Origin of the sequence: uncultured Desulfobulbus sp. (genome assembly GCF_963662935.2) — a bacterium.
Taxonomy (GTDB): domain Bacteria; phylum Desulfobacterota; class Desulfobulbia; order Desulfobulbales; family Desulfobulbaceae; genus Desulfobulbus.
The window spans coordinates 574,764-600,000 of the sequence record NZ_CAXXTL010000003.1 but is presented as its reverse complement, the minus strand read 5'-3'; the positions used below and the strand labels follow the sequence as shown (position 1 = coordinate 600,000).

The 25,237-nt window shown below is 54.2% G+C and carries 19 protein-coding genes and 1 rRNA gene (1 of these 20 running past the window's edge); 15 read left to right on the top strand and 5 right to left on the bottom strand.

The features are described 5' to 3' along the window. Nucleotides 1–1,365: ribosomal RNA gene (locus ACHZCX_RS21395) — 16S ribosomal RNA — on the bottom strand; it reaches 194 nt to the left of the window's first position. A gap of 463 nt (nucleotides 1,366–1,828) precedes the next feature. On the opposite strand from ACHZCX_RS21395, the gene selA reads away from it, so the two are divergent. From selA to ACHZCX_RS21380, 3 genes are all read left to right on the top strand, one after another. Next, nucleotides 1,829–3,247, top strand: a complete 1,419-nt coding sequence (gene selA, locus ACHZCX_RS21390; RefSeq protein WP_319589231.1) for an L-seryl-tRNA(Sec) selenium transferase — start codon at nucleotides 1,829–1,831, stop codon at nucleotides 3,245–3,247. 186 nt (nucleotides 3,248–3,433) lie between these two features. After that, nucleotides 3,434–5,392: a tetratricopeptide repeat protein gene (locus tag ACHZCX_RS21385; RefSeq protein WP_319589230.1), complete on the top strand. Its 1,959-nt coding sequence runs from the start codon at nucleotides 3,434–3,436 to the stop codon at nucleotides 5,390–5,392. 204 nt (nucleotides 5,393–5,596) lie between these two features. Then, nucleotides 5,597–6,679, top strand: a complete 1,083-nt coding sequence (locus ACHZCX_RS21380) for a type IV pilus twitching motility protein PilT (RefSeq protein WP_319589229.1) — start codon at nucleotides 5,597–5,599, stop codon at nucleotides 6,677–6,679. 24 nt (nucleotides 6,680–6,703) lie between these two features. On the opposite strand, the gene ACHZCX_RS21375 is transcribed toward ACHZCX_RS21380, so the two are convergent. From ACHZCX_RS21375 to ACHZCX_RS21365, 3 genes are all read right to left on the bottom strand, one after another. Then, nucleotides 6,704–7,213, bottom strand: coding sequence for a PilZ domain-containing protein (locus tag ACHZCX_RS21375; RefSeq protein WP_319589228.1), 510 nt, complete (start codon nucleotides 7,211–7,213; stop codon nucleotides 6,704–6,706). Nucleotides 7,214–7,292: 79 nt separating this feature from the next. Then, on the bottom strand, nucleotides 7,293–9,827 hold the full coding sequence (locus ACHZCX_RS21370; RefSeq protein ID WP_319589227.1) for a DNA internalization-related competence protein ComEC/Rec2: 2,535 nt from the start codon (nucleotides 9,825–9,827) through the stop codon (nucleotides 7,293–7,295). Nucleotides 9,828–9,830: 3 nt separating this feature from the next. Further along, nucleotides 9,831–11,141: a 3-deoxy-D-manno-octulosonic acid transferase gene (locus ACHZCX_RS21365; RefSeq protein WP_319589226.1), complete on the bottom strand. Its 1,311-nt coding sequence runs from the start codon at nucleotides 11,139–11,141 to the stop codon at nucleotides 9,831–9,833. Between the two features lie 298 nt (nucleotides 11,142–11,439). Here ACHZCX_RS21365 and ACHZCX_RS21360 point away from each other — a divergent pair, with 298 nt between their 5' ends. The 4 genes from ACHZCX_RS21360 to ACHZCX_RS21345 all read left to right on the top strand — a co-directional run bounded on the left by ACHZCX_RS21360 (nucleotide 11,440) and on the right by ACHZCX_RS21345 (nucleotide 15,843). Then, nucleotides 11,440–11,895, top strand: coding sequence for an Lrp/AsnC family transcriptional regulator (locus ACHZCX_RS21360; protein WP_319589225.1), 456 nt, complete (start codon nucleotides 11,440–11,442; stop codon nucleotides 11,893–11,895). Nucleotides 11,896–11,914: 19 nt separating this feature from the next. After that, the gene (locus ACHZCX_RS21355) at nucleotides 11,915–13,174 is read left to right on the top strand and encodes a diaminopimelate decarboxylase (RefSeq protein ID WP_319589224.1); all 1,260 of its coding nucleotides are present in this window, start codon (nucleotides 11,915–11,917) and stop codon (nucleotides 13,172–13,174) included. A 175-nt stretch (nucleotides 13,175–13,349) separates the two neighbouring features. Further along, entirely contained in the window at nucleotides 13,350–14,840 is a 1,491-nt protein-coding gene (locus ACHZCX_RS21350) for a helicase HerA-like domain-containing protein (RefSeq protein ID WP_319589223.1), read from the top strand. A gap of 82 nt (nucleotides 14,841–14,922) precedes the next feature. Next, nucleotides 14,923–15,843 carry a hydroxymethylglutaryl-CoA lyase gene (locus ACHZCX_RS21345; RefSeq protein ID WP_319589222.1) on the top strand — a complete coding sequence of 307 codons (921 nt, stop codon included), beginning with the start codon at nucleotides 14,923–14,925 and terminating at the stop codon, nucleotides 15,841–15,843. 71 nt (nucleotides 15,844–15,914) lie between these two features. On the opposite strand, the gene nifA is transcribed toward ACHZCX_RS21345, so the two are convergent. Beyond that, nucleotides 15,915–17,510: a nif-specific transcriptional activator NifA gene (gene nifA / locus ACHZCX_RS21340; protein WP_319589221.1), complete on the bottom strand. Its 1,596-nt coding sequence runs from the start codon at nucleotides 17,508–17,510 to the stop codon at nucleotides 15,915–15,917. A 601-nt stretch (nucleotides 17,511–18,111) separates the two neighbouring features. On the opposite strand from nifA, the gene nifH reads away from it, so the two are divergent. From nifH to ACHZCX_RS21300, 8 genes are all read left to right on the top strand, one after another. Then, nucleotides 18,112–18,939, top strand: coding sequence for a nitrogenase iron protein (nifH, locus tag ACHZCX_RS21335; protein ID WP_319589220.1), 828 nt, complete (start codon nucleotides 18,112–18,114; stop codon nucleotides 18,937–18,939). 110 nt (nucleotides 18,940–19,049) lie between these two features. Then, nucleotides 19,050–19,397 carry a P-II family nitrogen regulator gene (locus ACHZCX_RS21330; RefSeq protein WP_319589219.1) on the top strand — a complete coding sequence of 116 codons (348 nt, stop codon included), beginning with the start codon at nucleotides 19,050–19,052 and terminating at the stop codon, nucleotides 19,395–19,397. Continuing rightward, entirely contained in the window at nucleotides 19,394–19,768 is a 375-nt protein-coding gene (locus ACHZCX_RS21325; protein ID WP_319589218.1) for a P-II family nitrogen regulator, read from the top strand. The genes ACHZCX_RS21330 and ACHZCX_RS21325 overlap by 4 nt, the downstream gene beginning before the upstream one ends. Before the next feature lie 18 nt (nucleotides 19,769–19,786). Continuing rightward, entirely contained in the window at nucleotides 19,787–21,424 is a 1,638-nt protein-coding gene (gene nifD / locus ACHZCX_RS21320; protein WP_319589217.1) for a nitrogenase molybdenum-iron protein alpha chain, read from the top strand. Between the two features lie 121 nt (nucleotides 21,425–21,545). Next, on the top strand, nucleotides 21,546–22,919 hold the full coding sequence (gene nifK, locus ACHZCX_RS21315) for a nitrogenase molybdenum-iron protein subunit beta (protein ID WP_319589216.1): 1,374 nt from the start codon (nucleotides 21,546–21,548) through the stop codon (nucleotides 22,917–22,919). Nucleotides 22,920–23,011: 92 nt separating this feature from the next. Further along, entirely contained in the window at nucleotides 23,012–24,169 is a 1,158-nt protein-coding gene (locus ACHZCX_RS21310; RefSeq protein WP_319589215.1) for a NifB/NifX family molybdenum-iron cluster-binding protein, read from the top strand. 276 nt (nucleotides 24,170–24,445) lie between these two features. After that, entirely contained in the window at nucleotides 24,446–24,748 is a 303-nt protein-coding gene (locus ACHZCX_RS21305) for a (2Fe-2S) ferredoxin domain-containing protein (protein WP_319589214.1), read from the top strand. A gap of 16 nt (nucleotides 24,749–24,764) precedes the next feature. Beyond that, entirely contained in the window at nucleotides 24,765–25,208 is a 444-nt protein-coding gene (locus ACHZCX_RS21300; protein WP_319589213.1) for a GNAT family N-acetyltransferase, read from the top strand. The last annotated feature ends 29 nt before the right edge of the window (nucleotides 25,209–25,237 follow it).

Here is a 25,237-nt window from a genome sequence, read left to right as displayed (position 1 = left end):
ACTAGCGATTCCAACTTCATGGAGTCGAGTTGCAGACTCCAATCCGGACTGAGACCGATTTTATGGGATTGGCTTCACCTCGCGATGTCGCTGCCCTTTGTATCGGCCATTGTAGTACGTGTGTAGCCCTGGTCATAAAGGCCATGAGGACTTGACGTCATCCCCACCTTCCTCCGGTTTAACACCGGCAGTCCCTTTAGAGTGCCCAGCCGAACTGCTGGCAACTAAAGGCAAGGGTTGCGCTCGTTGCGGGACTTAACCCAACATCTCACGACACGAGCTGACGACAGCCATGCAGCACCTGTCTCCAGATTCTTCCTAATGGAAGCACTCCCAAGTTTCCAAGGGATTTCTGGGATGTCAAGACCAGGTAAGGTTCTTCGCGTTGCATCGAATTAAACCACATACTCCACCGCTTGTGCGGGCCCCCGTCAATTCCTTTGAGTTTTAATCTTGCGACCGTACTCCCCAGGCGGTCAACTTAATGCGTTAGCTGCGACACAGAAGGGATCAACACCCCCTACATCTAGTTGACATCGTTTACAGCGTGGACTACCAGGGTATCTAATCCTGTTTGCTCCCCACGCTTTCGCGCCTCAGCGTCAGTATCCAGCCAGAAAGTCGCCTTCGCCACCGGTATTCCTCCCGATATCTACGAATTTCACCTCTACACCGGGAATTCCACTTTCCCCTCTGGTACTCAAGTCTGACAGTTTCAAATGCACTTCCACAGTTAAGCCGTGGGCTTTCACATCTGACTTATCAAACCGCCTACGCGCCCTTTACGCCCAGTAATTCCGAACAACGCTTGCACCCTCCGTATTACCGCGGCTGCTGGCACGGAGTTAGCCGGTGCTTCCTTTAAGGGTACCGTCAAATATAACAGGTATTAGCCATTATACATTTCTTTCCCTTTGACAGAGCTTTACGACCCGAAGGCCTTCCTCACTCACGCGGCGTCGCTGCGTCAGGGTTGCCCCCATTGCGCAATATTCCTCACTGCTGCCTCCCGTAGGAGTCTGGCCCGTGTTCCAGTGCCAGTGTGGCGGATCATCCTCTCAGACCCGCTAACCATCGTTGCCTAGGTAGGCCTTTACCCCACCTACTAGCTAATGGTACGCAGACCCCTCTTCATGCAGTAGCTTAAGCCAGAGGCCACCTTTGCTTGCAAAACTTATGAAAAGCAAGATTATCCGGTATTAGTACCCCTTTCGGTGTATTATTCCAGACACGAAGACAGGTTATCTACGCGTTACTCACCCGTGCGCCACTTTACTCAGGACCGAAGTCCCTTTCGCGTTCGACTTGCATGTGTTAAGCACGCCGCCAGCGTTCGTTCTGAGCCAGGATCAAACTCTCCAGTTTAATATCCTAGCCAGTCTAACAGACTGGACTTTGTCCAAATCAAACCAATGTACTACTTGGCCCGCTCATTTACTGTTCAGTTTTCAAAGATCAAAATCCCAACCAATCGGTCAGGATGGTGCCACGCAGTGTTTGCTGCGAGTCAGCACTATAACTTGTTTTCCACTCCGATGTCAATCACTTTCTTTGTGTTTCTTTCGGGGCGCTTGCTGCAAATGCTTTCCTTGAAGCAACGGAGGGCGAAAATACAAAAAGGGGTGGTGAATGTCAATGCCTTTTTTGTTGTTTGATCCTTTAATGCGACCGCCATTTTTAAATAACTGGTTTTTAATGATTTTTTTCTGTTTGCTTTCTAGTGTCTCTTTATCGTAACATGCCAATGTATTAAGCGGAGCTTCTCGCTATGCGAAACTCCTCGTCCATTTCGCTGACTATAAAACTCTAAAAATAAATTATTCCCTGAATGGATCGCCAATTTACTCCCTCGCTCAGAGATATTCCTAACGTTCACGACTGCATTAATTACCTTATTGCGTCGGGTGTTCTCGATGATGTCCCGCTGCGGCGAATAAAATTCTGTGTCCGACTTTATCTTGAGAGATTACGATTGTCGATATTGTCCGACAAGTACGAGGGTTTTCCTGTGTCTGAAAGGGAAACCTTGTTCCGTGATCTTGCTGTTTTCGTGCAAAATTATCATCGCCCGCATTATTCTCGCGTCATTAATGGAACCGGTGTTATCGTTCATACCAATTTGGGACGATCGCTTCTTCCCGTATTTTCTATAGAGACGCTGATCTCTGCCAGTAGGAGCTATTCGAATCTAGAATTAAATCTAGAAACAGGAAAACGAGGTTCTCGCTATCAACATGTTGACAGCTTGTTGTGCGAACTGACCGGATCCGAGGCGGCGCTGGTTGTGAACAATAATGCGGCAGCCGTTCTGATTGCTCTGGAAACTTTGGCCAAGGGAAAAGAAGTGGTTGTTTCCCGTGGCCAACTTGTTGAAATCGGAGGTTCCTTTCGTATCCCCGATATTATGATTCGAAGCGGCGCTAAACTGATTGAGGTCGGTACTACCAACCGTACCCATTATCAAGATTATCAAGCCGCCATTACCAATGAAACAGGGCTGCTGCTGCGGGTTCATTGTAGTAATTACCGGATTATCGGGTTTACTGGGGAGGTGGCCAATGCTGACTTGGTACGTTTAGGGAAGTCTCACGATATTCCGGTGATGGAAGATCTTGGTTCCGGGTGTTTGATTGACTTGAGCAGTTTTGGGTTGGCCAAGGAACCAACTGTCCAGGAAGTTGTTGCCAGCGGTATGGATATTGTTACTTTCAGCGGCGACAAATTACTGGGTGGACCCCAAGCTGGCATCATTGTCGGCAAAAAAAGATTTATCGATCAGATCAAAAGTAATCCGTTGAATAGAGCGTTGCGCATCGATAAGTTGACCTTGGCCGCACTGGAATCCGTGTTGCGGCTGTATCTCGATGAGTCTCGAGCCTTGCAGGAGATTCCAACTCTCGCTATGATCGCCGCTTCGTCGGAAATAATCCAGAAGCGAGCACGTATTCTGTATGACAAATGTACGAGCCTGCTTGCTGAAAAGGGCGTCTTCTCCCTGGTTCGCACCTTTTCGCGTGTAGGGGGTGGGGCCATGCCAGAGCAAAATTTAGACAGTTGGGCCGTGGCCGTGCAACCCAAAACATTGAAAATCAGTCATCTGGAGAAAAGGCTGCGGCAGGCCCCTCTACCGGTTATCGGCAGAATGGAAGAGGGTTGTTTTCTTCTCGACATGCGGACTGTTGCCGATGATGAAATCGACCTCCTCGCAGAAAGCCTCCAGTTCGCGCTGAACAAAGACGAAGATTGAGGCAGATGATAAACAAATTCAATACCGGCAATAGGCTCCATGTTATCTCTTGGTGATTTTTATATTCTGCATGCACCTCTGGCTGAAGAGGTGAAACGACTGCTCCCTCTACCCGCTACAGTCAGTTTTGCCACTTTTGCCCCCGATGGTTCTTTGCATCCTCTGCAAGCTCGTTCGACAATTGCAATGAGCGCTAACCTTTCACAGTTGCCCATTTTCAGTGACCCCAGAATTGTCGACGACCGGCTCATTCTCCCTCTGGAGTTGCCCTCCAAAGAATGCGTTGCCGTGGTGATTTCCGATGTCGATCCCGCATTATTGAGAAAGATGTCGGCCAGTTGGCTACGGGAAATGCGTACCACCCTTCTTCAGGAACTTCAATTGGTGCATTGGGGGTATATTGATCCGGAAGCGGAACTCTATAATCGCCGTGCCGCGATGGTTTATTTACAGGAGCCGCCTTTTGGGCATCCGGGTTTTTTCCTCCTGTTGAATACGGTTTTTCACAGACGAACTGCAGCGGGCAATCTGCAAAAATTAAGGGAGATCGCCGATCTGCTTCAGGTGCTGACCCAAACACATTGTTTTTCGTTTGGCTATGGCGTGTTCGGGTTACTGCTGCCGGTGGAGAGCCGGGAAGAGGCTTTGAAAACAGCGCACTATCTGCAGCATCAGCTGAAGCGAGAAGGTTTGAGCAGGGTGCAGATTGGATTTGCCCAAGTGACCGAATGCGAAAGTCAGGCGTTGCCAAATGTGTTCGAAAAATTTTGGCGCTCTTTGACCATAGCTGAAAAACGCGGTCCTTTTGGGCTTTGCGATATAGATGCCATTGATGAGCGGCTCCCGCATCCTTTTCAGCTCGCTCAACCCAAGCTACTTGGAAAGTTGAAAGAATACTGGCGAGGACTTTCCCAATTTACCCTAGTGATTATTTCCCGTCAGCTTACGGTGGGACATCCGGCCGTAGGAACCGAGGTGTTGGCCGGGGCATCCGTTGATGTTGGCTTGTATATCGGCGAGGAGGCCAATCTGGCTCTGATTCTTTTGCCGGAAATAGAGCCAGGGGACGTTGGACAACATCTCGCATCTATACATAAAAAGTATCGGGAGTGTTGTGGTGACGATCAAATTGTTGCCCTGGGGGTCGCCTCCTGGCCTTGCTTGGATTTCAACAAGAGCGATATACCGGGAAACTGTTTGAAGGCACTTCTGCACAGCTCCTATTTAGGTCAGGGAACCACAGTTATCTTTGATCATTTGAGTCTCAATGTCAGCGGTGACTTTTTTTTCGAAGAGGGTGACTATCGGGCCGCCATTCGTGAATATCGGCGCGGATTGCGTCTGCAGCCTGGTGATTTGAACCTCCTTAATAGCCTTGGAGTCACCTTGGTGGAATGTGGTCAGGAGCGACTAGCCGCGACGTGCTTTCAGGAGGCGCTGGCAAAGGAACCCTTGAATTACATGGCCTTGGTCAATCTTGGTCATGTCCAACTCACACTGGGCATCAGGGAACTGGCATTGGAATGTTTTGAACAGGCGTACCTGGTTTTGGATCAGGCAACTGCCGCTCCCCAGGAATTGCTCCTGTCAATGGGCAAGCTCTATGCCGAATTTGGGGATCATGCTAAAGCCCTTGCCGTCTTCGAGCATTGGCGTACCTCTCCGGGCAGTGAGAAGGAATTTATCCTGCACCGGCTTCTTGGTCAGTCGTATCTGGAGAACGGGCAACCGGAAGAAGCGATCAAGGCCTGCCAGCGAGCCCTGCAACTCTTTCCTCAAGACAGTATATCCTTGAGCACTCTTGGTTTGCTCTATGTCGAGCAGGGGGAGGGAGATGATGTTGGCTTGACCCTTTGCCGAAAGGCGCTGGCGCTTGATAACTTTAATCCGGATCACTGGTGTCGGTTGAGCCGGGCGTTGCTGCATATTGGGGATCACAACGGAGCATTGGGAGCTGTCAGGCAATGTCTGCAACTGCGGCGCAGTCATGTCGAGGGGCTTCTGCTGCTGGGGCGGATCTGTTTACTCCGGAAGTGGAAAAAACGGGCGGAGCGGTGCTTCTTGCAGGCAGTGGCGGTGAAGGGCTGCACTGAACCCCAAGCCGTGTTTGCTCGGAAGTCGCTCGCGGCATTGGTCATTTCTTGAATCAGACCGGACATCCTGACCGCGAGAGCTGTTTTACAGGGGACAATCCTTGGAGAACGAAACTCTCCATATTCGGTTGCGCCGTCACTTGGGTAAAGTTTTTTCAAGGCCGATGATATCGTTAAACATCTCGGGAAATTTTTGATACGCTACAAGCAAAACTGTTTTGCCGATTCAGTGAAGAACACATGAGGAGCAGCAACCATGGCCCAGATAGATGCTTTTTTTAAGTTGATGAACGACGAAGGCGCTTCCGACCTGCATGTGATGGCCGGGCAACAACCGGTTCTTCGCATCCGTGGGGATATGGAGCGGGTGAAATTCAAGGTTCTGGATAACGAAGGGCTGAAGAGCATGCTCTATGAGATCTGCCCGGAAGACAAAATCAAGATCTTTGAAGAAACCGGCGATATGGATTTTGGGTACGAAATTCCAGGATTGGCTCGCTACCGCTGCAACTTTTTTCAACAGAAATACGGCGTGGGCGCGGTGTTCCGGGAGATCCCCAGCGATATTCTCACCTGTGAACAGCTCGGACTGCCCAAGGTGGTTTCACGCTTGGCTTCCTTACCCAAGGGACTGGTCTTGGTCACCGGCCCAACCGGCTCGGGCAAGTCGACCACTCTGGCCGCAATCATCGACGAATGCAACAAAATCCGAAAAGATCATATCCTTACTATCGAAGATCCCATTGAGTTTGTCCATAAAAGCCAGAACTGCATCATTAACCATCGCGAGGTGGGAACGCATACCCGAAGTTTTTCCGCCGCCCTGCGCGGTGCTCTCCGCGAGGACCCTGACATCATCTTGGTGGGTGAGATGCGCGATTTGGAAACCATTTCGCTGGCCATGGAGGCCTCCATGACCGGTCATCTTGTTTTCGGTACCCTACATACTATGAATGCCATGAAGACAGTCGACCGGGTAGTTGAGATCTTCCCAGCCAACCAACAGGGGCAGGTGCGCTCCACTCTGTCCGACGCCCTGCGTGCCGTGGTTTCGCAGACGTTGTTCAAACGGGTCGATATTAAGGGCCGAGTGGCAGCCCTGGAGATTTTGATTTGCACCGCGGCTGTCCGTAACCTGATCCGCGAAGGCAAGACCTATCAGATTCCCTCGATCATGCAGACTGGAAAGAAGTTCGGCATGCAGACCTTGGATGATGCAATTTTTGAACTGCTGGAAAAGAAGAAGATCAGTGCCGAGGACGCTTACACCAATTGTTACGAGAAAGGACGTTTTCTTAAATTCTTGCGGCACCAGCCCTCGGATTTTACCGAGATTTAACAGGGTGGTAACCGTGAGGACGAGTCATATGCCGTATTGGGTAAGGCAGGTGCGCAGCACTTTAATTTGCGCCTGATTGAGGTCGATAAATCGGGCACTATTGTTAAGGATCGTGCTTTTGATTCCGTTTACCTCCAAAAGTTGCTCAGAGGTGGCAACGATTTCGGCCGGAAGTTGTTCCAGAGAAGCGCCGTCGTTGCAGTTGTAGAGATCCAGTTTGAAAAAACGGTGACTGATGGGGGCTGCGTTGTAATGCTGATCAAAACAGAGGCCGCCCTCGCTGATATTCTTGATTCGCGCATACTGGTTCGTGCCACCGGGGATGCGGACCAGGAAAAAGGAAGGCAGCTGTTTTCGGGCAAAATGCCTGTTTTCCACGCCGATGGAAAATGGGAACAAAAAGATCAACTGTTGCTGGCAATCGGCGCACGCATAACTCCGGGCTGTCGGCAAGGTGGCAATCCGGGACACCGGCGGCCTGGCAATCAATCGTACTCCACCGCAGGCGGGACATTTTTTGCCAAAAACCATCATCGATTCTTTTCCTCTCTCAGTTGAAGTGCGTTCTGCTTTAATTGGGCAACATACCGTATAAGTCTTACCCTTTCAAGTCTCACTTTTCGCGAACGAATTCCCTGCTCGACTCGTCAAACAGATAGCTTTCACCCCCAAAAGTGTTGGTGCGCAGGAGCCTTCCGTCGGTGCGGCAGGTTATTGTTCCTGCTTCGGCGGTGATCAGCGTAAGTATTTTCTTTTGTCGCCACTGGCTGAGATGTTCCGGAGATGGCAAGGTTCCCTGGCTCCGTTGGCCGGCAGAGACAACAACAAGGGCCGGGTTGACCGCTGCCAGGAACTCCTCACCCACTGAAGAGCGGCTGCCATGATGCGGGGCTAGCAACACCTCGGATTTGAAATTGTCGCCGTGCTGCAGGAGCCTGTGTTCACTTGCGATGCCGATGTCCGCAGGGAATAAGAAACTGCGCGCACCATAGTGCAGCCGAAGGACCAGGCTGCGGTCATTGGTTGACCAGGCTGTGCTGGCCCCTAGAAGACCATTCATACCCACGCATTGTAAGGTCAAGTCGTGGTTTTGATGGAGGACGTCTCCCGCTGTTGCTGTCTGTATAGTTGCTCCCTCCATGCGAATTGCATCCAATAATAATCCATAGGACGGCTCCTCTCCTTTTTCTCCGTTAACGATCAAGCGCTGCGGCCGGAAATGGGCAGCGACAAAGGAAAGGCCATTGTAATGATCCTGGTGGGGGTGGGTAATGATCAGGTCGTCGAGCCGCCAGATGCGGTTGCGCCAGAGAAAGGGGGCGATAAGGCTTTGGCCGGGATCGAATTGCTCTGTCTGGTAGCCGCCGCCGTCAATCAGGATGTTGGTGCCGTCGGGCAGTTGCACCAGGGTGGAGGTACCCTGGCCGACATCGAGAAAATTGATGCTTAATAAGCGGCTGTTATCTGGGCGCCATAGGGACAGGGTAAAAGAGCCGGCCAGGAGGAGTATGAGGCCTAGAACCAAGGCGAGTTGTCGAATTGTTTTTTGCGGCCGAAGCAGGAGGAAAAGAATGAGGAAAAACAGGGCGATTTCCGGAACGGTCGGGGTGATGGTCCATATCGAGGCGTAAGGTAAACCGGCTACGGCCTCGGCCAGCCAAACCGTGAGAAGGATGCCCGGCTGGCCGATTTGAAAAAAGAAATGGGCCAGATCCGGCAGGATCGGAATCAGCGGGATGGCCAGCAGGCCGCAGGGCAAGGCCCAGAGGCAGAGCAGGGGCTCGATGGCTAGGTTCATAACCGGACCAATCAGGGAAAAGCGGTTGAAGTGATAGAGCAAGATCGGCAAGGTTCCGGCGGTCGCAGCCAAAGAAACGTACAGCATGGATTGTAAGAATCGAAGCGGTTTGACCAATAGGTGCTCTTCTTGAACTGATCTCTCCTGCTGGGTGATAAACAAGGGCAGCCTGGGATACACCAGATTGATTGCCAAGACTGCGGCAAAGGAAAGCTGAAACGAGGCGGTGAAAAGAGCCAACGGAGTGAGAGCTAGAACAATGAGGGCGGCTGCGGCGATCAGGTGAATCAGGGATCGTTGCCGGCGCAGAACAACGGCGAACAGTACCAGGAGCGCTGTGGCCAAGGCTCTGATTGCCGGGATATTGAAACCAGCGATAAAGATGTAGAACAGAAGAATCGGGGCGGTCAACACTAGCGCCAAGGTGGGCACATGGGTGTGAAGTAGCAGCCAAGTGCTTCGTTTGAGCAAAAACGTGAACAGGGCAACACTGAACAGGCCGAGCAGGCTGAGGTGGAGTCCAGAAATCGACAGCACATGAAAGCAGCCGTTCTCTTTGAAAGCCTCGATGATTTGCGGCGAGATATTGACCGTGGAGCCAATGAGCAGGGCTTGGTATAGCCCTGCAACTTCGCGGTCGAAATGGGCGTCGAGAAAATCTGCCGTCTGTTGTCGAACCTGTTCAGGGAGAAAAGGCAGATCGCGCCAGGTTGATCGAGAGGGTTCCCCCACGGGGAGGATTTCCTTGGCAGATTGGACCCATCCCGAGCAGGAAATCGATTTGGTGGCCATCTGCAAGAGGTAGTTGAAAGCTCCCGGGGTTTGATAGTTGCGGATGCGGTCAACCGTGGCCATGACCATGATCTTTTTTCCCGGCAGGAATTGTGGATCGATGGCCCCCTGGACAGAGAGCAGCACCTTACCTCGAGCCGGCTGAAATGTGGATTGTTGGGTGTTGTCATGGAGCAGCAGGGACTCGCAGTCGAGTTCAAACCGGGTTCGCTCGCCGTTGTTTTCCGCCATGGTGAGGATGCGGCCGATCAAGGTGACCTTGGCCGGTCCGGAAATGATGCCGGCAACATGATTGGGATCCGAGACCGGCTGCAGCGCCAGGTGGGTGTGAAAAAAGCCGATCAGGAAGAAAAAGGGTAGGGTGGAAAGGGGGCGTATCTGGCGCCCGAGGCACAAGGCAAGTATAGCCGAGACCAGCAGCAGCGGTCTAATGAAAAGGATCAGCGGTTGTTCGGAGAGGGGGTGGGCGAAGCAGGAGGTGGCACTTGCTCCGGCGATAAAGCAGATGGTGACGCTGATTAAGAGGTTTTCGGTGCAGCGGCGAACCAGCCAATCCATGTGTTATCCGGCCGAGGGCTTCCCGAAAAGGAGGGTGTCGATAGCTTCCAGGTGGCTGCGGACAACGCCCTGGTGGGCCTGGATGCTTGCCCGGGCAGCATTCGCCATCGATTGACGCAGCGGCGTGTCGAGCAACAGTTGGCGGAGAGCATCGAGAAGGGCGTCAGCCGATTCAATCCGGCGTGCTCCCCCGCCATGGATCAGTTCCTCGGCAATTTCCGCAAAATCTTCCATGTGCGGTCCAAAAAGAACCGGTGCCCCGGCGATGGCCGGCTCTATAGGATTATGTCCGCCTTCGGCCACCAGGCTGCCACCAACAAAGACCGCATCCGCCATGGCGTAGCAGGCCGCCAAGTCGCCGATGGTGTCAAGGATAAGCAGTGGTCCCGGTTTGCCCTTGTCGCTCCCCCAACGCCGGCATTCGAGGTTGTGCTGCCTGCCGAGAGCGGCTATCTCCTCGGCCCGCTCAACATTTCGGGGCGCGATCAAGAGTTGCAGATCTTGAACGCTTGTCTGGAGCTGCTTAAAAACAGGGAAGATCAGCTCTTCCTCGCCGCGATGAGTCGAGCCGCAGACCCAGAGCGGCTTGGCGGCAGCAAAACCGTATCGTTCTTTTTTTATGGCAACGGTTTTATCGTCTCCCCGAAAACCGGAAACCTGACTGGTGTCGAATTTGAGATTGCCGAGAGTCGCAACCTTCTCAGGCTCGATGCCGAGGGCGATCATCTTAGCAGCATCGGCGGCGGTTTGCATCGATAGGAGGGTAAAGGTCCGGAACATCGGTCTGAAGAAGAGGGCAAAACGCTTGTAGCGGGCAAAGGATTGCTCCGAGAACCGGCCGTTGACCAGAAGCGTTGGGACTCCCCTGCGGGTGAAGCAGTGCAGCCAATTGGGCCAGAAATCGGTTTCCACCAGAATAAACAGATCTGGCTGGATAGCTCGAAGAAACAGAGCCGCAACCGGTCCTAGGTCAATCGGACCGGGGATGAGGGCATCGGCATAGGGCGCGAGTATTTTTTGGGCCACCTCGCTACCGGAGCTGGTGGTTGTTGAAAAGATAATCCGCGCCTCCGGATAGGCTTCGCGGAGGCCGCGGACTAAGGGGAGGGCAGAGGTTACCTCGCCCACGGAAAGGGCGTGAATCCAAAAGGTTGGCCCTGTGGAAGAGGGAAGGCTGGCCAGGTGACCGGCAAGACCCCAGCCCAAGCGCTTGAACATCCGATGACGGTATTTTTTTCGGCTGGCAAAAAAAAGGAGGAGCGGCAGCAGGATAAACGCTAGGACAGAGGAAAAGAGAGTGTACAGGAGAGACATCAGTGGTCAAAATCCTTTAATTGGAGCAGGGGATGATCGTCTCCGTTTTTGATACCAAGAATCTTCCTCTCTGTCGAAGAAGAAGCGAAGACCGGAGGGTTATTCTCTGGTCGGCATCTTTTTGTATTCTTCAGATTGGTACTTGTGGCGAACAGAGTGTTGTCGGAATAATTATATGTTGAATTATATCATGCTCTGGGAATATTTTACTGAATTTTGTTCTTGAATGGCGTTTTTCTTTGCGGTAGGTTTTTAGTCAACTGTTTTTTGTTCCTTGTTTTTCACGAGAGCGTGACCGATGCTTGATGAAATCAGTTTGAACATCCTGAAAATACTGCAGGAGAAGGCTCGAATTCCCAATATCGAGGTGGCGCGCCAGGTGGAAATGGCGCCTTCGGCGGTATTGGAGCGGATCCGCAAGATGGAGCGCCAGGGAATTATCGATGGCTATGAGGTTCGGCTCAATCCCGAATGCTTTGACCGCCGCCAGATTGCCTTTATTGAGATCCAAACCCGTTCGGTGGGGGATCGGCCGCAAACCGGCCAGGAACTGGCCGCCATTCCCGAGGTGCAGGAAGTCCATTATGTGGCGGGAGCGGATGGCTATTTGGTCAAGATTCGGGTGGCCGACACCGCTGAACTGGCCTCGATTATCCGTGAAAAAATCGCTGTGATCAATGAGGTCGTCTCCACCCGGACAACGACCGTTTTGCAAACCTATAAAGAGACCGCGCGCATCCCAATCCGCGGTTGAACTGCATGAGGAAACTGTTATGCCGATGACTCAAGGCTTTAAAGATCGACTCTACCCGCACCTGCCAGCCATTGCCGCCCACTTCGGCACCCCCTTTCACATTTACGACGAGGCAGGTATTCGCGAGACCGGTCGGCAGCTCAAGGCTGCCTTTGCCGATATTCCCGTTTTTCTCGAATACTACGCGGTCAAGGCCCTGCCCAACCCGAGCGTGCTGGCTCTTATGCGGGACATGGGCTTTGGGTTCGACTGCAGCTCGACCACCGAACTGATGTTGGCCCGGAGCCTGGGCGCGGCGGGCAATGATATCATGTTCACCTCCAACAACACCAGCCCCGAGGATTTTCAGGTCGCCGCAGCCGAGGGAGGCTGCATCCTCAATTTGGACGACATCACCCTGATCGACAAGGTGCCGACCATGCCGGAGCTGATCTGTTTCCGCTACAACCCCGGCAGTCGCCGCCGCGGCAATGACATCATCGGCAAGCCGGAGGAGGCCAAGTACGGGGTCAGTCACAATCAGATCATCGATGCCTACCGGCAGGCCAAGGCCAGAGGCGCGAAACGGTTTGGCCTGCATACCATGCTGGCCTCCAATGAGCTCCACTACACCTACATGGTCCAGACCGCGGCCATGCTGATCGAATTGGTTGAAAACATCAGTGCTGAACTGGGCATCAGCTTTGAGTTCATCAACATCGGCGGTGGACTCGGTATCCCCTATCTACCGGATATCGAACCTCTGAACATCGAGGCCATGGGCGAGGAGATTACCGCCTTGTTCGTCGATTTCAAGGACCGTCACGGCTATTGCCCGGCCCTGATGATGGAGAGCGGCCGTTTCATGACCGGACCGCACGGGGTATTGGTGGTGCGGGCGATCAACCGCAAGGACATTTACCGCACCTATATCGGGGTCGATGCCTGCATGTCCGCCCTGATGCGGCCTGCTCTCTACGGAGCCTATCACCATATCGAGGTTTTGGGCAAGGAGGGGAGTGGGCCGACCGAAACCGTCGATGTGGTTGGGTCCTTGTGCGAAAACAACGATAAATTTGCTGTCCAGCGGACACTGCCGAAGATTGCCGATGGCGATATCCTCATTATTCAGGATACTGGCGCTCACGGACATGCCATGGGTTTTAATTATAATGGTAAGATGCGGCCCCAGGAGCTGCTCCTGCGTCAGGATGGCAGCGTTGCGCTGATTCGTCGAGAGGAACAGCCCGAGGATTATTTTGCCACCCTGAAGTTTGAGGAGAAGGTTTTGCGGCTCTGAGAGAAACGTGGAGGAGTGACCTGGAAAAAAAGACCGACTTGGAGTAGCTGTTGCCGCCAGGGAAAATTGCCTTGTGGCGAACAACTGGCAACTTGCAGAATTCGTAGTAGAAGCATGAGGCCGGTACATTGAGGAGAAGTCGACATTATTCTCATTGTCAAAGAGGAGGTAGTGCATGAACCAGATACTAGTTGGCAAGGGCGAACGGCCCGTTCATTTAATCGCCAAATACGGGAACCGCCATGGCTTGATCGCGGGAGCCACCGGTACGGGCAAGACCATTTCCCTGCAGGTGTTAGCAGAGGGTTTTTCCCGTTTGGGCGTGCCGGTGTTCATGGCTGACGTCAAAGGCGATGTTTCCGGTTTGGCACTGGCAGGTACCGCCAATGAGAAGATCCAGCAGCGAGTTGCCCAAATTGGCATGGAGGGCTACACCCATGAGGCGAACCCGGTGGTCTTCTGGGATATGTTCGGCAGGGCCGGGCATCCGGTTCGCACCACGATCAGCGAAATTGGTCCGAGCCTGCTTGGCCGGATCCTCGAAATCAATGATACCCAGGCTGGTACGCTTGAAATTGTCTTCAAGCTGGCGGACGACCAGGGTCTGTTGTTGCTTGACCTTGACGATCTGCGAGCTCTGCTCGGTTTTGTCGCGGACAATCGCAAGGAGATTTCGACCCGATATGGCTTGGTCAGCACTCAGTCCGTGGCCGCCATTCAACGCGCCCTGCTGGTGCTGGAGCGGGAAGGTGGAGGAGCCCTCTTCGGTGAGCCCGCACTGGATATGAACGACTTGCTGCGAACCGACCTCAGCGGCCGCGGTATCATCAACATCCTGGTTGCCGACCAACTCATCCTCAAGCCGCGATTGTACGCCAGTTTTTTGCTCTGGCTGCTGTCAGAGCTGTTCGAGAACCTGCCCGAGGTGGGCGACCTTGACCAGCCTAAACTGGTGTTCATCTTTGATGAGGCCCACCTGCTCTTTGATGACGCCCCCCCGACGCTGCGCCAGCGGGTGGAACAGGTCGTCCGGCTCATCCGCTCCAAGGGTGTTGGGGTGTATTTCTGTTCCCAATTCCCCGACGACGTGCCGGGCGAAATTCTGGGACAGCTCGGGAACCGCATCCAGCATGCCCTGCGGGCCTACACCCCGCGTGACCAGAAGGCAGTGAAAACCGCAGCGGAAACCTTCGTGGCCAATCCCAAGCTTGATGTCGCCGAGATCATATCCCAACTCGGCGTTGGCGAGGCGCTGGTTTCCACGCTCCAGGATAAGGGCGTGCCGATGCCGGTGGAGCGTACGCTCATCTGTCCGCCGCGCTGCCGGATAGGGACGATCACGCCGGAAGAGCGTGCCGTCGTGAGGGCGCGGAGTCCGTTGGGCGGCAAGTACGACACCCCGGTGAACCGCGAATCGGCCTACGAGATCCTCAACCGGCGGACTGCAGAGAAGGAAACTGTCGCACCCGGATCCAATCAGGCTGAACCGGAGAAGCCCTCCGAACAAGGGAGTATGATGAGCGATTTACTCTGGGGCACCAAGCGCCGCCAGGGCATGGTGGAAACGATGGCCAAACAAGCCGTGCGTACGGTCGGTAGCCAGGTCGGTCGACAGATCTTGCGTGGTCTGCTGGGCGGCATCTTGGGTGGATCGAATCGTCGTTAGAACCAGGGGATAGTGCTTTTCCGATGACCTTCCCCCCCCATTTCAATCCATGTCGAAACGGCGTGAGAATAATGAGGAAATCATGCAACAGGGTTCTGGTCCATTCGGCGGGATAACTCTCGAGGAGCAATCTCTCCGGGACGGGTTACAGGATGAAGACCGGCTCTTCAGTCTGCACGAAAAAGTGGAGATTGTTCGCTTGCTGGCAGAGGCCGGTGTCAGACGACTGCAGATCGGCAGTTTTGTCGATCCCTGCAGAGTGCCGCAGATGCGGCAGACCGAGGAGTTGGCGGAACGGGTCCACGGGGAATGGCCGCATCTTTTGTGTTCGGCTCTGGTGCTCAATGAGCAGGGGTTGGATCGTGCCGTTCGCTGCGGCATGCGGCATCTCAGCTTGTCGGTCTCGGTGTCGGACACGCACAGTCGCAGGAATGCAGGCTGTTCAGCCGGGGCGGCCCTCGGCAAAATGGCCGTACTGGTGCGAAAGGCGGTTGACCTGGGAATCAGGGTTAGGGGCGGGGTGCAATGCGCCTTTGGTTGCGTCGACGAGGGGCAGGTGGCGGAGGAGGCGGTCCTCGCCACAGTGCAACGGCTGGCGGCAGCCGGGGCGGCGGAGGTCAATCTGGCGGATACCGCCGGTCTAGCCCATCCGCTTCAGGTCAGGCACTTGGTGGCAAGGGTTCGGGATGCGGTGCCGGATGCGATGCTCTCTCTCCATCTGCACGATGCCTGGGGCTTGGGTTTGGTAAACTTGTTTGCGGGATATGAGGCCGGGGTGCGGTTATTCGATGTGTGCGTCGGCGGGTTGGGCGGCTGCCCCTTTGTCAAAGGAGCGGCCGGTAATGTTGCCGCTGAGGACGCGGTCCATCTTTTTGAGCGGCTGGGCGAGGAAACCGGCATTGATTTGCACCGGCTTGTCAAGGTGACCCAGCGCTATGAGGAACTGCTGGGGCGGGAGTTGCCGGGGAAAATGAAGCGGGTGCTTCGTTCTGCTGGTGAATGATTGCCTCGCGGTTGCGAACGCTCTTCTTCCGTCACCGATCAAAAACCCCCGGTTGATCCAAGAAGCTGAAATCAGGGGCTCTGCAGGTCAAATTTTTTGATCCGGTAGCCCATCTGACGCTGGGTCAAACCGAGTTCGCGGGCTGCCCTGGACTGTACCCAGCCGTTGCGGATCAGGGCTGATTCGACCTGCTCCCTTTCCAGATCCCGTAATGATTTTCTCGCCTGAGGCTGGACTGTGACCTGGGAGTGCATCGCGATCGGCTGCGAAACCGCTGGCCTGAGTGCCGGGGGAATGTTGCCGATTTCCGGTTTCACCATGTAGTCGGGGAGTTCTTCAACCCGCAACACTTCGCTTGCGGCCAGGATCACCAGCCGCTCCACCAGGTTTTGCAGTTCGCGGACATTGCCTGGCCAATCATATTCAGTCAAAAAATCAAGAAATTCCCGCGACATTCGTAGGGACTTTTCGTTGCGCTTGTTGCTTGCCCGGAGGAAATGATCAAGCAGGAGCGGGATATCGTCGCGGCGTTTCCGTAGTGGCGGCAGGTCGAGCGGCACCACGTTGAGGCGATAATAGAGGTCATTGCGGAAAAGCCCATGGGCGACCGCCTGCTCGAGATTTATATTGGTTGCGGCAATGATCCGGACATCGACACTCAGGGTTCTGGACCCCCCCAACCGTTCAAACTGCTGTTCCTGCAGTACCCGCAGTAATTTGGCCTGCAAAAGCAAGGGCAACTCACCGATCTCGTCCAGAAAGAGAGTCCCGCCATCCGCCTGTTCAAAACGGCCGACCCGTGCCACCACCGCCCCCGTAAAAGCCCCTTTCTCATGACCGAACAGTTCGCTTTCCAAGAGGTTTTCGGGAAGCGCGGCGCAGTTCACCTTGATAAAGGGCCGGTCTTTTCGGGGGCTGGCGTCATGCACTGCTCTGGCGACCAATTCCTTGCCGGTCCCCGATTCACCAAGAAGAAGGACTGTTGCCACGGAAGGGGCAACCCGTTCAATATTCCAGTAGACCTCCTGCATCGCCTTTGACTGGCCTATGATCTGATGTCGATGGTAGCGCCCATGTAATTTTTCCTTCAGGCTGAGATTCTCCTGCACCAGTAATTCTCGTTCTTTGTGGATCGCCCGGTGGAGATTGAGAAATTGGGCGATCAGCGCGGCCAGGACGGTGAGAAACCGGACATCTTCTTCAAAAGAAACATCCGATCCGAACAACCGGTCGACACTGAGCACGCCGACGGTCACGCCGGTCAGGATGACCGGAACACCGATAAAGGAGATGGTTTTCTTGGAAATCTTTGCTCTGGCCCCGGTGCGATTGAGAAACAGCGGTTCGCTGTGGACGTCGGGCACGACAAAGGGTGAAGCCGTCGAAAAAACCTGGCCGTAAATACCCTCGCTCAGGCCATAAACGCCGCGCTGTTCCTCCTCAACACTGAGACCGTAGGACGCCCGGATGGAAAGGTGGAGGCCGGATTCGTCAAGCAGGGCCAAGGTAGCCCGCTCCATGCGAAGCGTGTCGTGCAAGATTTTAAGGATGGAGGACAGTGCCGTGTCTAAATGAACAGCAGAACCAATGAGATTGACGATTTTATACAGAGCCTGCACTTCAAGCGCTGATGTAATTGTTGCTTTTGACGACTCTTCCACGGACATTTCCCTCTTCTCCCGTTTGAATCCCACATACCCGGAGCGGATGTGAAACTTTCCTTCTCGTAGATAAGCAATAATTGATCCACCTTGCACTGTGCCAATTTGACTGTGTCTCATAAGACAATTTTTTCAAATAACATACTGATAAAAGGGCTTATTTTGCCTCGCAAGACCATGGGGCTAATACGCTGATTAAAAAAATAATTGTTCAAAATTGCAAATACCATCTTCTGGTTATGACATAAATGAACAAGATTGTCTGCCCCTCCAGTCTTTTTCAATGCACTCGCACCCCTCCCTTGATTTTACTTGCCTCCCTTCCCCCCCCTCAATAAATCCGACCTGTGACAATTTTGTCGAACAGCCACCAAATTGTCTGGTTCGCGACAATCCTGGAGCCGGCCTTTGTCCCCTCTTGTTGCCAGCCTGGTTCTTGTTAATTGGATAACTCGCTGATAATAAAAGCATAAAAATGAGCTGCTCTTTTTGGCACACCCCTTGCCTTAGAGGAGGCAACCCGGAGATGATTGTTTACCGGGGACGGCTGACAGGCAAAGGAAAGCATCAACCTTGTGAACACATAGAAAGCAAAGGAGACAGGACAATGAGAAAGGTAGCAATCTACGGTAAAGGCGGCATCGGTAAATCCACCACCACCCAGAACACGGTCGCAGGCTTAGTTGAAATGGGCAAAAAAGTCATGGTGGTCGGCTGTGACCCCAAGGCGGATTCCACCCGGCTGCTGTTGGGTGGTCTGGCCCAGAAATCAGTGCTCGACACCCTGCGTGAGGAAGGTGAGGACGTGGAACTCGACGATCTCCGCAAGTTGGGATACGGCGGCACCTGGTGCGTTGAGTCCGGCGGACCGGAACCGGGCGTCGGTTGCGCCGGCCGCGGTATCATCACCTCCATTAATATGCTGGAACAATTGGGCGCCTATGCCCCGAGCGAAGGATTGGATTATGCCTTCTACGATGTTCTCGGCGACGTTGTCTGCGGCGGATTCGCCATGCCGATCCGTGATGGCAAGGCCGAAGAGATCTACATCGTTGTTTCCGGCGAGATGATGGCCATGTATGCGGCCAACAATATCTGTAAAGGTATCACCAAGTTTGCCCAATCCGGTAAAGTTCGTCTCGGCGGTCTCATCTGCAACTCGCGGGCCGTGGATAACGAGCGCGAGATGATCGAGGAGCTGGCCAAGAAGATCGGCACCCAGATGATCGCCTTCGTGCCCCGCGACAATGATGTCCAGCGGGCGGAGATCAACCGCAAGACCGTGATCGAATGGAACCCTGAGGTCACACAGGCCGATGCCTATCGTAATCTCGCCAGGGCTATTGATGGCAATCAGAATTTCGTCATCCCCAAACCGCTGGCCATTGAAGAGCTGGAAGAGCTGCTGCTGGAGTACGGCCTGATGGAAGCATAAGAGATCCCGCTTGGTTTAACGGGAGTCTTTACGCGCTCCAGAGCAACAACCCAACGCCTGCAAACGAAACACTACAAACTATAAGTTTATAATACCAAGGAGCCACCACCATGATGATCATGATCAGAGCCATAATCAGACCCGAAAAAGCAGACGCCGTCCTTGCCGCCCTGATGGATGCCGGATTCCCCGCAGTCACTAAATATTCGGTTGCCGGCCGGGGCAAGCAGCGCGGCATCAAAATCGGCGAAGTGACCTATGACGAGATCCCCAAAACCATGCTGATGAGTGTTATCCAGGAAGAAGATAAGGATTTCGTGATCAACACCATTATGAATACCGCCCGCTCCGGCACCAAAGGAGCCTTTGGCGACGGCAAGATCTTTATCAGCGATGTCGATTGCGCTTACACCATCAGCTCCGGCGTTAAGGAAGGAGCAACGGAGGTTGCAGCATGAAAGAGGTTATCGCCATAGTGCGCATGAATATGATGAATCAGACCAAGAAAGCGTTGACCGAGGCTGGAGTGGATGCGTTTTTTGCCCACGAGGCCAACGGCAGGGGAGTAGGGTTTGTCAATACCCAGATCCTGGCCGGCGCCGAGGACGGATATGAAGAGGCGGCTTCTCTTCTTGGAGAGAAAGGCAAACTGTATCCCAAACGAGTTGTCACCATTGTGGTTGAGGACGATTTTGTCAACACCGTGGTTGAATCAATCATCAGCGTCAACAAAACGGGGAAGCCGGGCGACGGCAAGATTTTCATCCTGCCGATCAAGGACGCCGTCCGCGTGAGAACGGGCGAAGCCGGTACGAAATCAATAGTCTGAGCGCCCAAGGAGAATAACATGGCAACTGCAAAGAAAAAGCTCGTTCAGTGGGAACCCACGGACATTAAAAAAGAGCTGCTGAAAAAATATCCGACCAAGGTGGCCCGCAGACGGGCCAAGCAGATCCTCATCAACGAGGCCCTGGAAAACACCACCCCGGAAATCGTCGCTAACGTGCGGACCATTCCTGGCATCATCTCCATGCGCGGCTGCACCTATGCCGGTTGCAAGGGGGTTATCATGGGACCGACCCGGGACATCGTCAATCTGGTGCATGGCCCCATCGGCTGTAGTTTCTACGCCTGGCTGACCCGGCGCAACCAGACCGATGCCGGCCCGGACGGCGAAAACTTCATGACCTACTGCTTTTCCACCGACATGCAGGACTCGGACATCATTTTCGGCGGCGAGAAGAAGCTGGCCCAGGCGGTGCAGGAGATCTACGACCTGTTCCATCCCAAGGCGATCACCATTTTTGCCACCTGTCCAGTGGGCCTGATCGGCGACGATATCCATACCGTTGCCCGCAACATGAAGGAAAAACTCGGCGATTGTAACGTCTTTGCCTTCAGCTGCGAGGGCTACAAGGGCGTCAGTCAGTCTGCCGGTCATCATATCGCCAACAACCAGGTGTTTACCCACATGGTCGGCGAGAACAATGAGGAAAAAGCGGGCGAGTACAAGATCAACTTGCTGGGCGAGTACAACATCGGCGGCGATGGCTTTGAGATCGACCGGATTTTGAAAAAATGCGGCATCACCACCATCTCAACCTTTTCCGGCAACTCGACCTACGACCAGTTTGCCTCAGCCCACATGGCCGACCTGAGCTGTGTTATGTGCCACCGCTCCATCAACTATGTGGCTGACATGATGGAAACCAAGTTCGGGATTCCGTGGATCAAAGTGAACTTTATCGGGGCCAAATCGTCGGCCAAGTCGTTACGCAAGATTGCTGAGTATTTCGGGGATCAGAAGCTGATCGATCGGGTCGAGGCGGTAATTGCCGAGGAAATGCCGGCGGTGGAGGCCGTTCGCGAAGAGGCATTGCCGCGCACAACCGGAAAAACCGCCATGCTCTTTCTTGGCGGCAGCCGGGCCCATCATTACCAGGATCTGTTTGCCGAACTGGGCATGAAAACGGTTTCTGCCGGCTATGAATTTGCCCATCGCGACGATTACGAAGGCCGCGAGGTCATCCCTTTCCTCAAAGTGGATGCCGACAGCCGCAATATCGAGGAACTTGAGGTCGAAAAAGACGAGGCCCGCTATCGGGCCCGCAAGAGCCCGGAGGAAATGGAAGCCTTGGAAGAGGCCGGGTACAAGTTTAAGGAATACGACGGCATTATGCCGGATATGGAGAAAGGGGCGCTGATTATTGATGACCTCAATCAGTACGAAGCCGAAAAATTGGTCGAGCTGATGAAACCAGACATCTTTTGCGCCGGAATCAAAGAGAAATATTCCATCCAGAAACTGGGTGTCCCCATGAAACAGCTCCACAGCTACGATTCCGGCGGTCCCTATGCCGGCTTCAAAGGCGCGATCAATTTCTACCAGGAAATCGATCGGCTGGTCAACAGCAAGGTCTGGAGCTACATGAAGGCCCCCTGGCAGGAAAGTCCCGAACTCTCAGCCACCTACGTGTGGGAATAACCAGCGGGGCTGGACCAAATGAGCCGGCCACAACGAACAATGAAAGATCAGCACTCCGGCATGGCACCGCTGCGGGAACCAACATCGTTCACATAAACGTATTAACCAAGAGGGCAGAACAATGCTACTTCGACATACACCCAAAGAAATAAACGAGCGCAGCGCCGTGACCATCAATCCGGCCAAGACCTGCCAGCCCATCGGCGCAATGTACGCGGCACTGGGAATCCATGGCTGTCTCCCCCACAGTCATGGGTCCCAGGGCTGCTGCGCCTACCATCGCAGCGCCCTGACCCGGCATTACAAAGAACCGGTTTCCGCCGCCACCAGTTCGTTCACCGAAGGTTCGTCGGTGTTCGGCGGCCAGGCCAACCTGCTGCAGGCCATCAATAACATTTTTACCGTGTATAACCCGGAGGTTATCGCGGTGCACACCACCTGCCTGTCCGAGACCATCGGCGACGATCTCAACCAGATTTTCGACAAGGCCCATAAGGAAGGTACTGTGCCGGAGGGCAAGACCCTGGTCGGGGCCGCGACCCCGAGTTACGTCGGCTCGCATGTGACCGGATTTTCGAACATGGTCAAGGCAATGGCCGATCTGGCCGAGCCCACGGGCAAGAAAAATGGCAAGGTCAACGTCATTCCCGGTTGGGTTGAGCCTTCGGATATGGAGGAGATCAAACGGCTGGCCAAAATGGTTGGGGCGAACATCACCCTTTTTCCGGACACCTCGGGCGTACTCAACGGGCCGCTTTCCGGCGAGTACAGCATGTTTCCCCAGGGGGGCGTCACCGTGGCCGAATTGAAAGGTTGTGGCGATGCCATCGGTACCCTGGCCATGGGCGAATGGTGTTCGGCTGATGCCGCCCGTCTGCTCGACACCAAGTACAAGGTGCCCTGCAAGATCCTTGACATGCCCTTTGGGCTCAAGGCCACCGATAGGTTTATCGATGCCCTGCGGATCATCAGCGGTACGGTGGTTCCCGAGGAGGTTTCCTACGAACGCGGCCAGTTGGTGGATCTCATTTCCGATATGCACCAGTACTTTTACCACAAGAAGGTGGCCATTTACGGTGACCCGGATCAATTGATCGCCATGACCGAGTTTCTGGTCTCCATCGATATGTGCCCGGTCCATATCGTCACCGGCACGCCCGGCAAGCGGTTTGAAAAACGGATCAAGGAACTGACTGCAAATATGCCCTTTGAGGTCAATGTTCGGGCCAAGGGTGACATGTTTCTGCTCCATCAGTGGATCAAGAACGAGCCGGTGGATCTGCTCATCGGCAATACCTACGGCAAGTATATTGCCCGCGACGAGGACATTCCTTTCATCCGCTGGGGTTTTCCGATTCTGGATCGGCAGGGACATCAGTATTTCCCGACGGTCGGCTACAAGGGCGGCCTGCGCATGCTGGAGAAAATCCTTAACTGCTTGCTGGATCGCAAAGACCGGGACGACCCGGAAGAGAAGTTTGAGCTGGTGCTGTAATGTTCCAGGTCCGGCGGGGGGCACTCCTTGGTCCTCTCCTTAACTCCCCGCCGGGCCTTTTTATTCCATCCATCAACATTGGGCGGCTTGTTATGACTGTTATTCCCATCACCAACGCACCCCGATTCACCGCCCAGGCTACCGATGCCGTCGTCAAAATTCTGCGTTTGCCGGTGGCGCCCCAGGCGACCTTCCGTCCGCAGTTTGCCCCGGAGGCCAAGGCCGAGCAGGCTCTGTCCCCAGCGGAGGCGTTGCGGGAAGTTGGACTGCACAAGGGGTTGGAAGCTGTTGAACTCGATGGTCCCGGTGATCCCCTGGCCACGATGGCCACGACCCTGGCGACCATTGCACTCTTGAAAAATCATGATCCCAACCTAATCATCGGCCTGACCACACTGGGTTTTGGCGGCGAGCAACACGCAACCGAGTTGGCAGCAGCTGGACTCAATAGGGTCACGCTGTTGGTCGAGACCATGGAATTGGCTGCTGCGGAAAAGCTGTATGCCTGGATTCGTCCGGGTAGGAAGACCGTTCCGTTGCACCAGATGGTGCCTTTGCTCTTGGAGGAACAACCGAAAACCGTGCAAGCCATGGCGGCGGCCGGAATGAAGGTTGCCATTTGCACCACCATTTATCCGGGCATCAATGCGCATCAGGTGGTAACCCTCGCCGAAACCATGGCTGAGCTGGGAGCAACGGAAATGGAACTGGTTCCGTTTACCCCCGATCCGAAGCAGACCAATGGACCGGCTCCTTCCACCCGGGTGCATATGGAACAAATCAGCAAATTGACCAGCCTGTCCCTTGCTACCACGGTCCGTCAGGTGAACGTGGCGGAGTGCGGTTGTTCGTCCGGCTGCGGCTGCGGCGCCAAGGAAACGGCGCAACCGGGATTGCCCCAACCCAGTGCGGAGCGTCCTCGGGTGGCTGTGGTGAGTACCACCGGAATGGATGTCGATCTCCATCTCGGCCAGGCCGCAACCATCCTCATCTATGGTCCCAGGGCTGACGGTCTCACCTGTCTGCTCGAAACCCGTCAAGCTCCGGAACCAGGCAGCGGTGAGTCCCGATGGGAGCAGTTGGCTGATACGCTCCACGATTGTTTTGCTCTGCTGGCCGCCAGCGCTGGCGGGCGGCCTCGGGAAATGCTCGGTGCCAAGGGCATCCGTGTCATCTTGACCGAAGAGAATATCGAGGGCACGGTGGATGTGCTCTATGGCGGCGGCAAAAAACAGAAATGTAAAAAATGATGGTTTCGTAAAAAGTCTATTTCTGTCATTTCGACGAGCACAGCGAGGAGAAATCTCATAATAATTCTAGAGATTTCTCGCTGCGCTCGAAATGAAAAAACGTAGAATTCTTCCTTTTTGCGAGTTCATTAACAATAACACAGAGAATCAGGTGGAGGGGAGGGGCTGTTGGCGTTGTGGATTTTTTCTGGAGAGTCCATTGGGTTGCCTTCTCACCCATCAAAATGATGATAAACTACACAACTTCTACATAAGTTATTTAAAGGAACAAACATCATGGCTATCCCCGAAAGACAGATACTGGTTTGTCAGAGTTTTCGCTCTAAAGGCGATCCTAAAGGCATTTGCCACAAACAGACCGACGGATTCCTCCAATACATCGAAGAAGAAATTCTCGATCGCGGCCTGGATATGCAGGTGGTGGCCACCGGCTGCCTCAAACAGTGCGAATCCGGACCAATCATGGTGGTGCAACCGGAAAACTGGTGGTTCAAGGGCGTGACCAGCACCGAGATCATCGACGCCATTCTCGACGGCCTCGAAGACGGTGAGCCGGCAGCCGAGTATCTTATCGAATAGAATAGGAAAAATCCCTATGCCCATCATGCGCAAGGCCAGGCATGAAGATGTGGATCAGCTGGTGACGCTGCTTCGGCTTCTTTTTTCGATTGAAGAGGATTTCAGCTTCGATGAGGCCAAGCAGCGGCGGGGGTTGGTGATGCTGCTGCACAATGACCGGGGCTGCATCCTGGTGGCCGAAGTCATCGGACGGGTCATCGGCATGTGCACCGGCCAGTTGGTGATTTCTACAGCCGAGGGTGGACCGGCGGTTGTGGTAGAGGATATGGTGGTCGATCCTGCGCACCGTCGCCGCGGCGTGGGGCGGTCTTTAATGAAGGCCATGGCCGGATGGGCTGCGGAACAGGAGGCAACCCGCCTGCAACTCCTGGCCGATAAAAATAATTCGCCAGCCCTGTCTTTTTACGAGGGGATAGGCTGGCAACCAACGGCCCTAATCTGCCTGCGGCAATACAGTTAATTTGGCATCCGAGATTTGCGTCTCGCCGC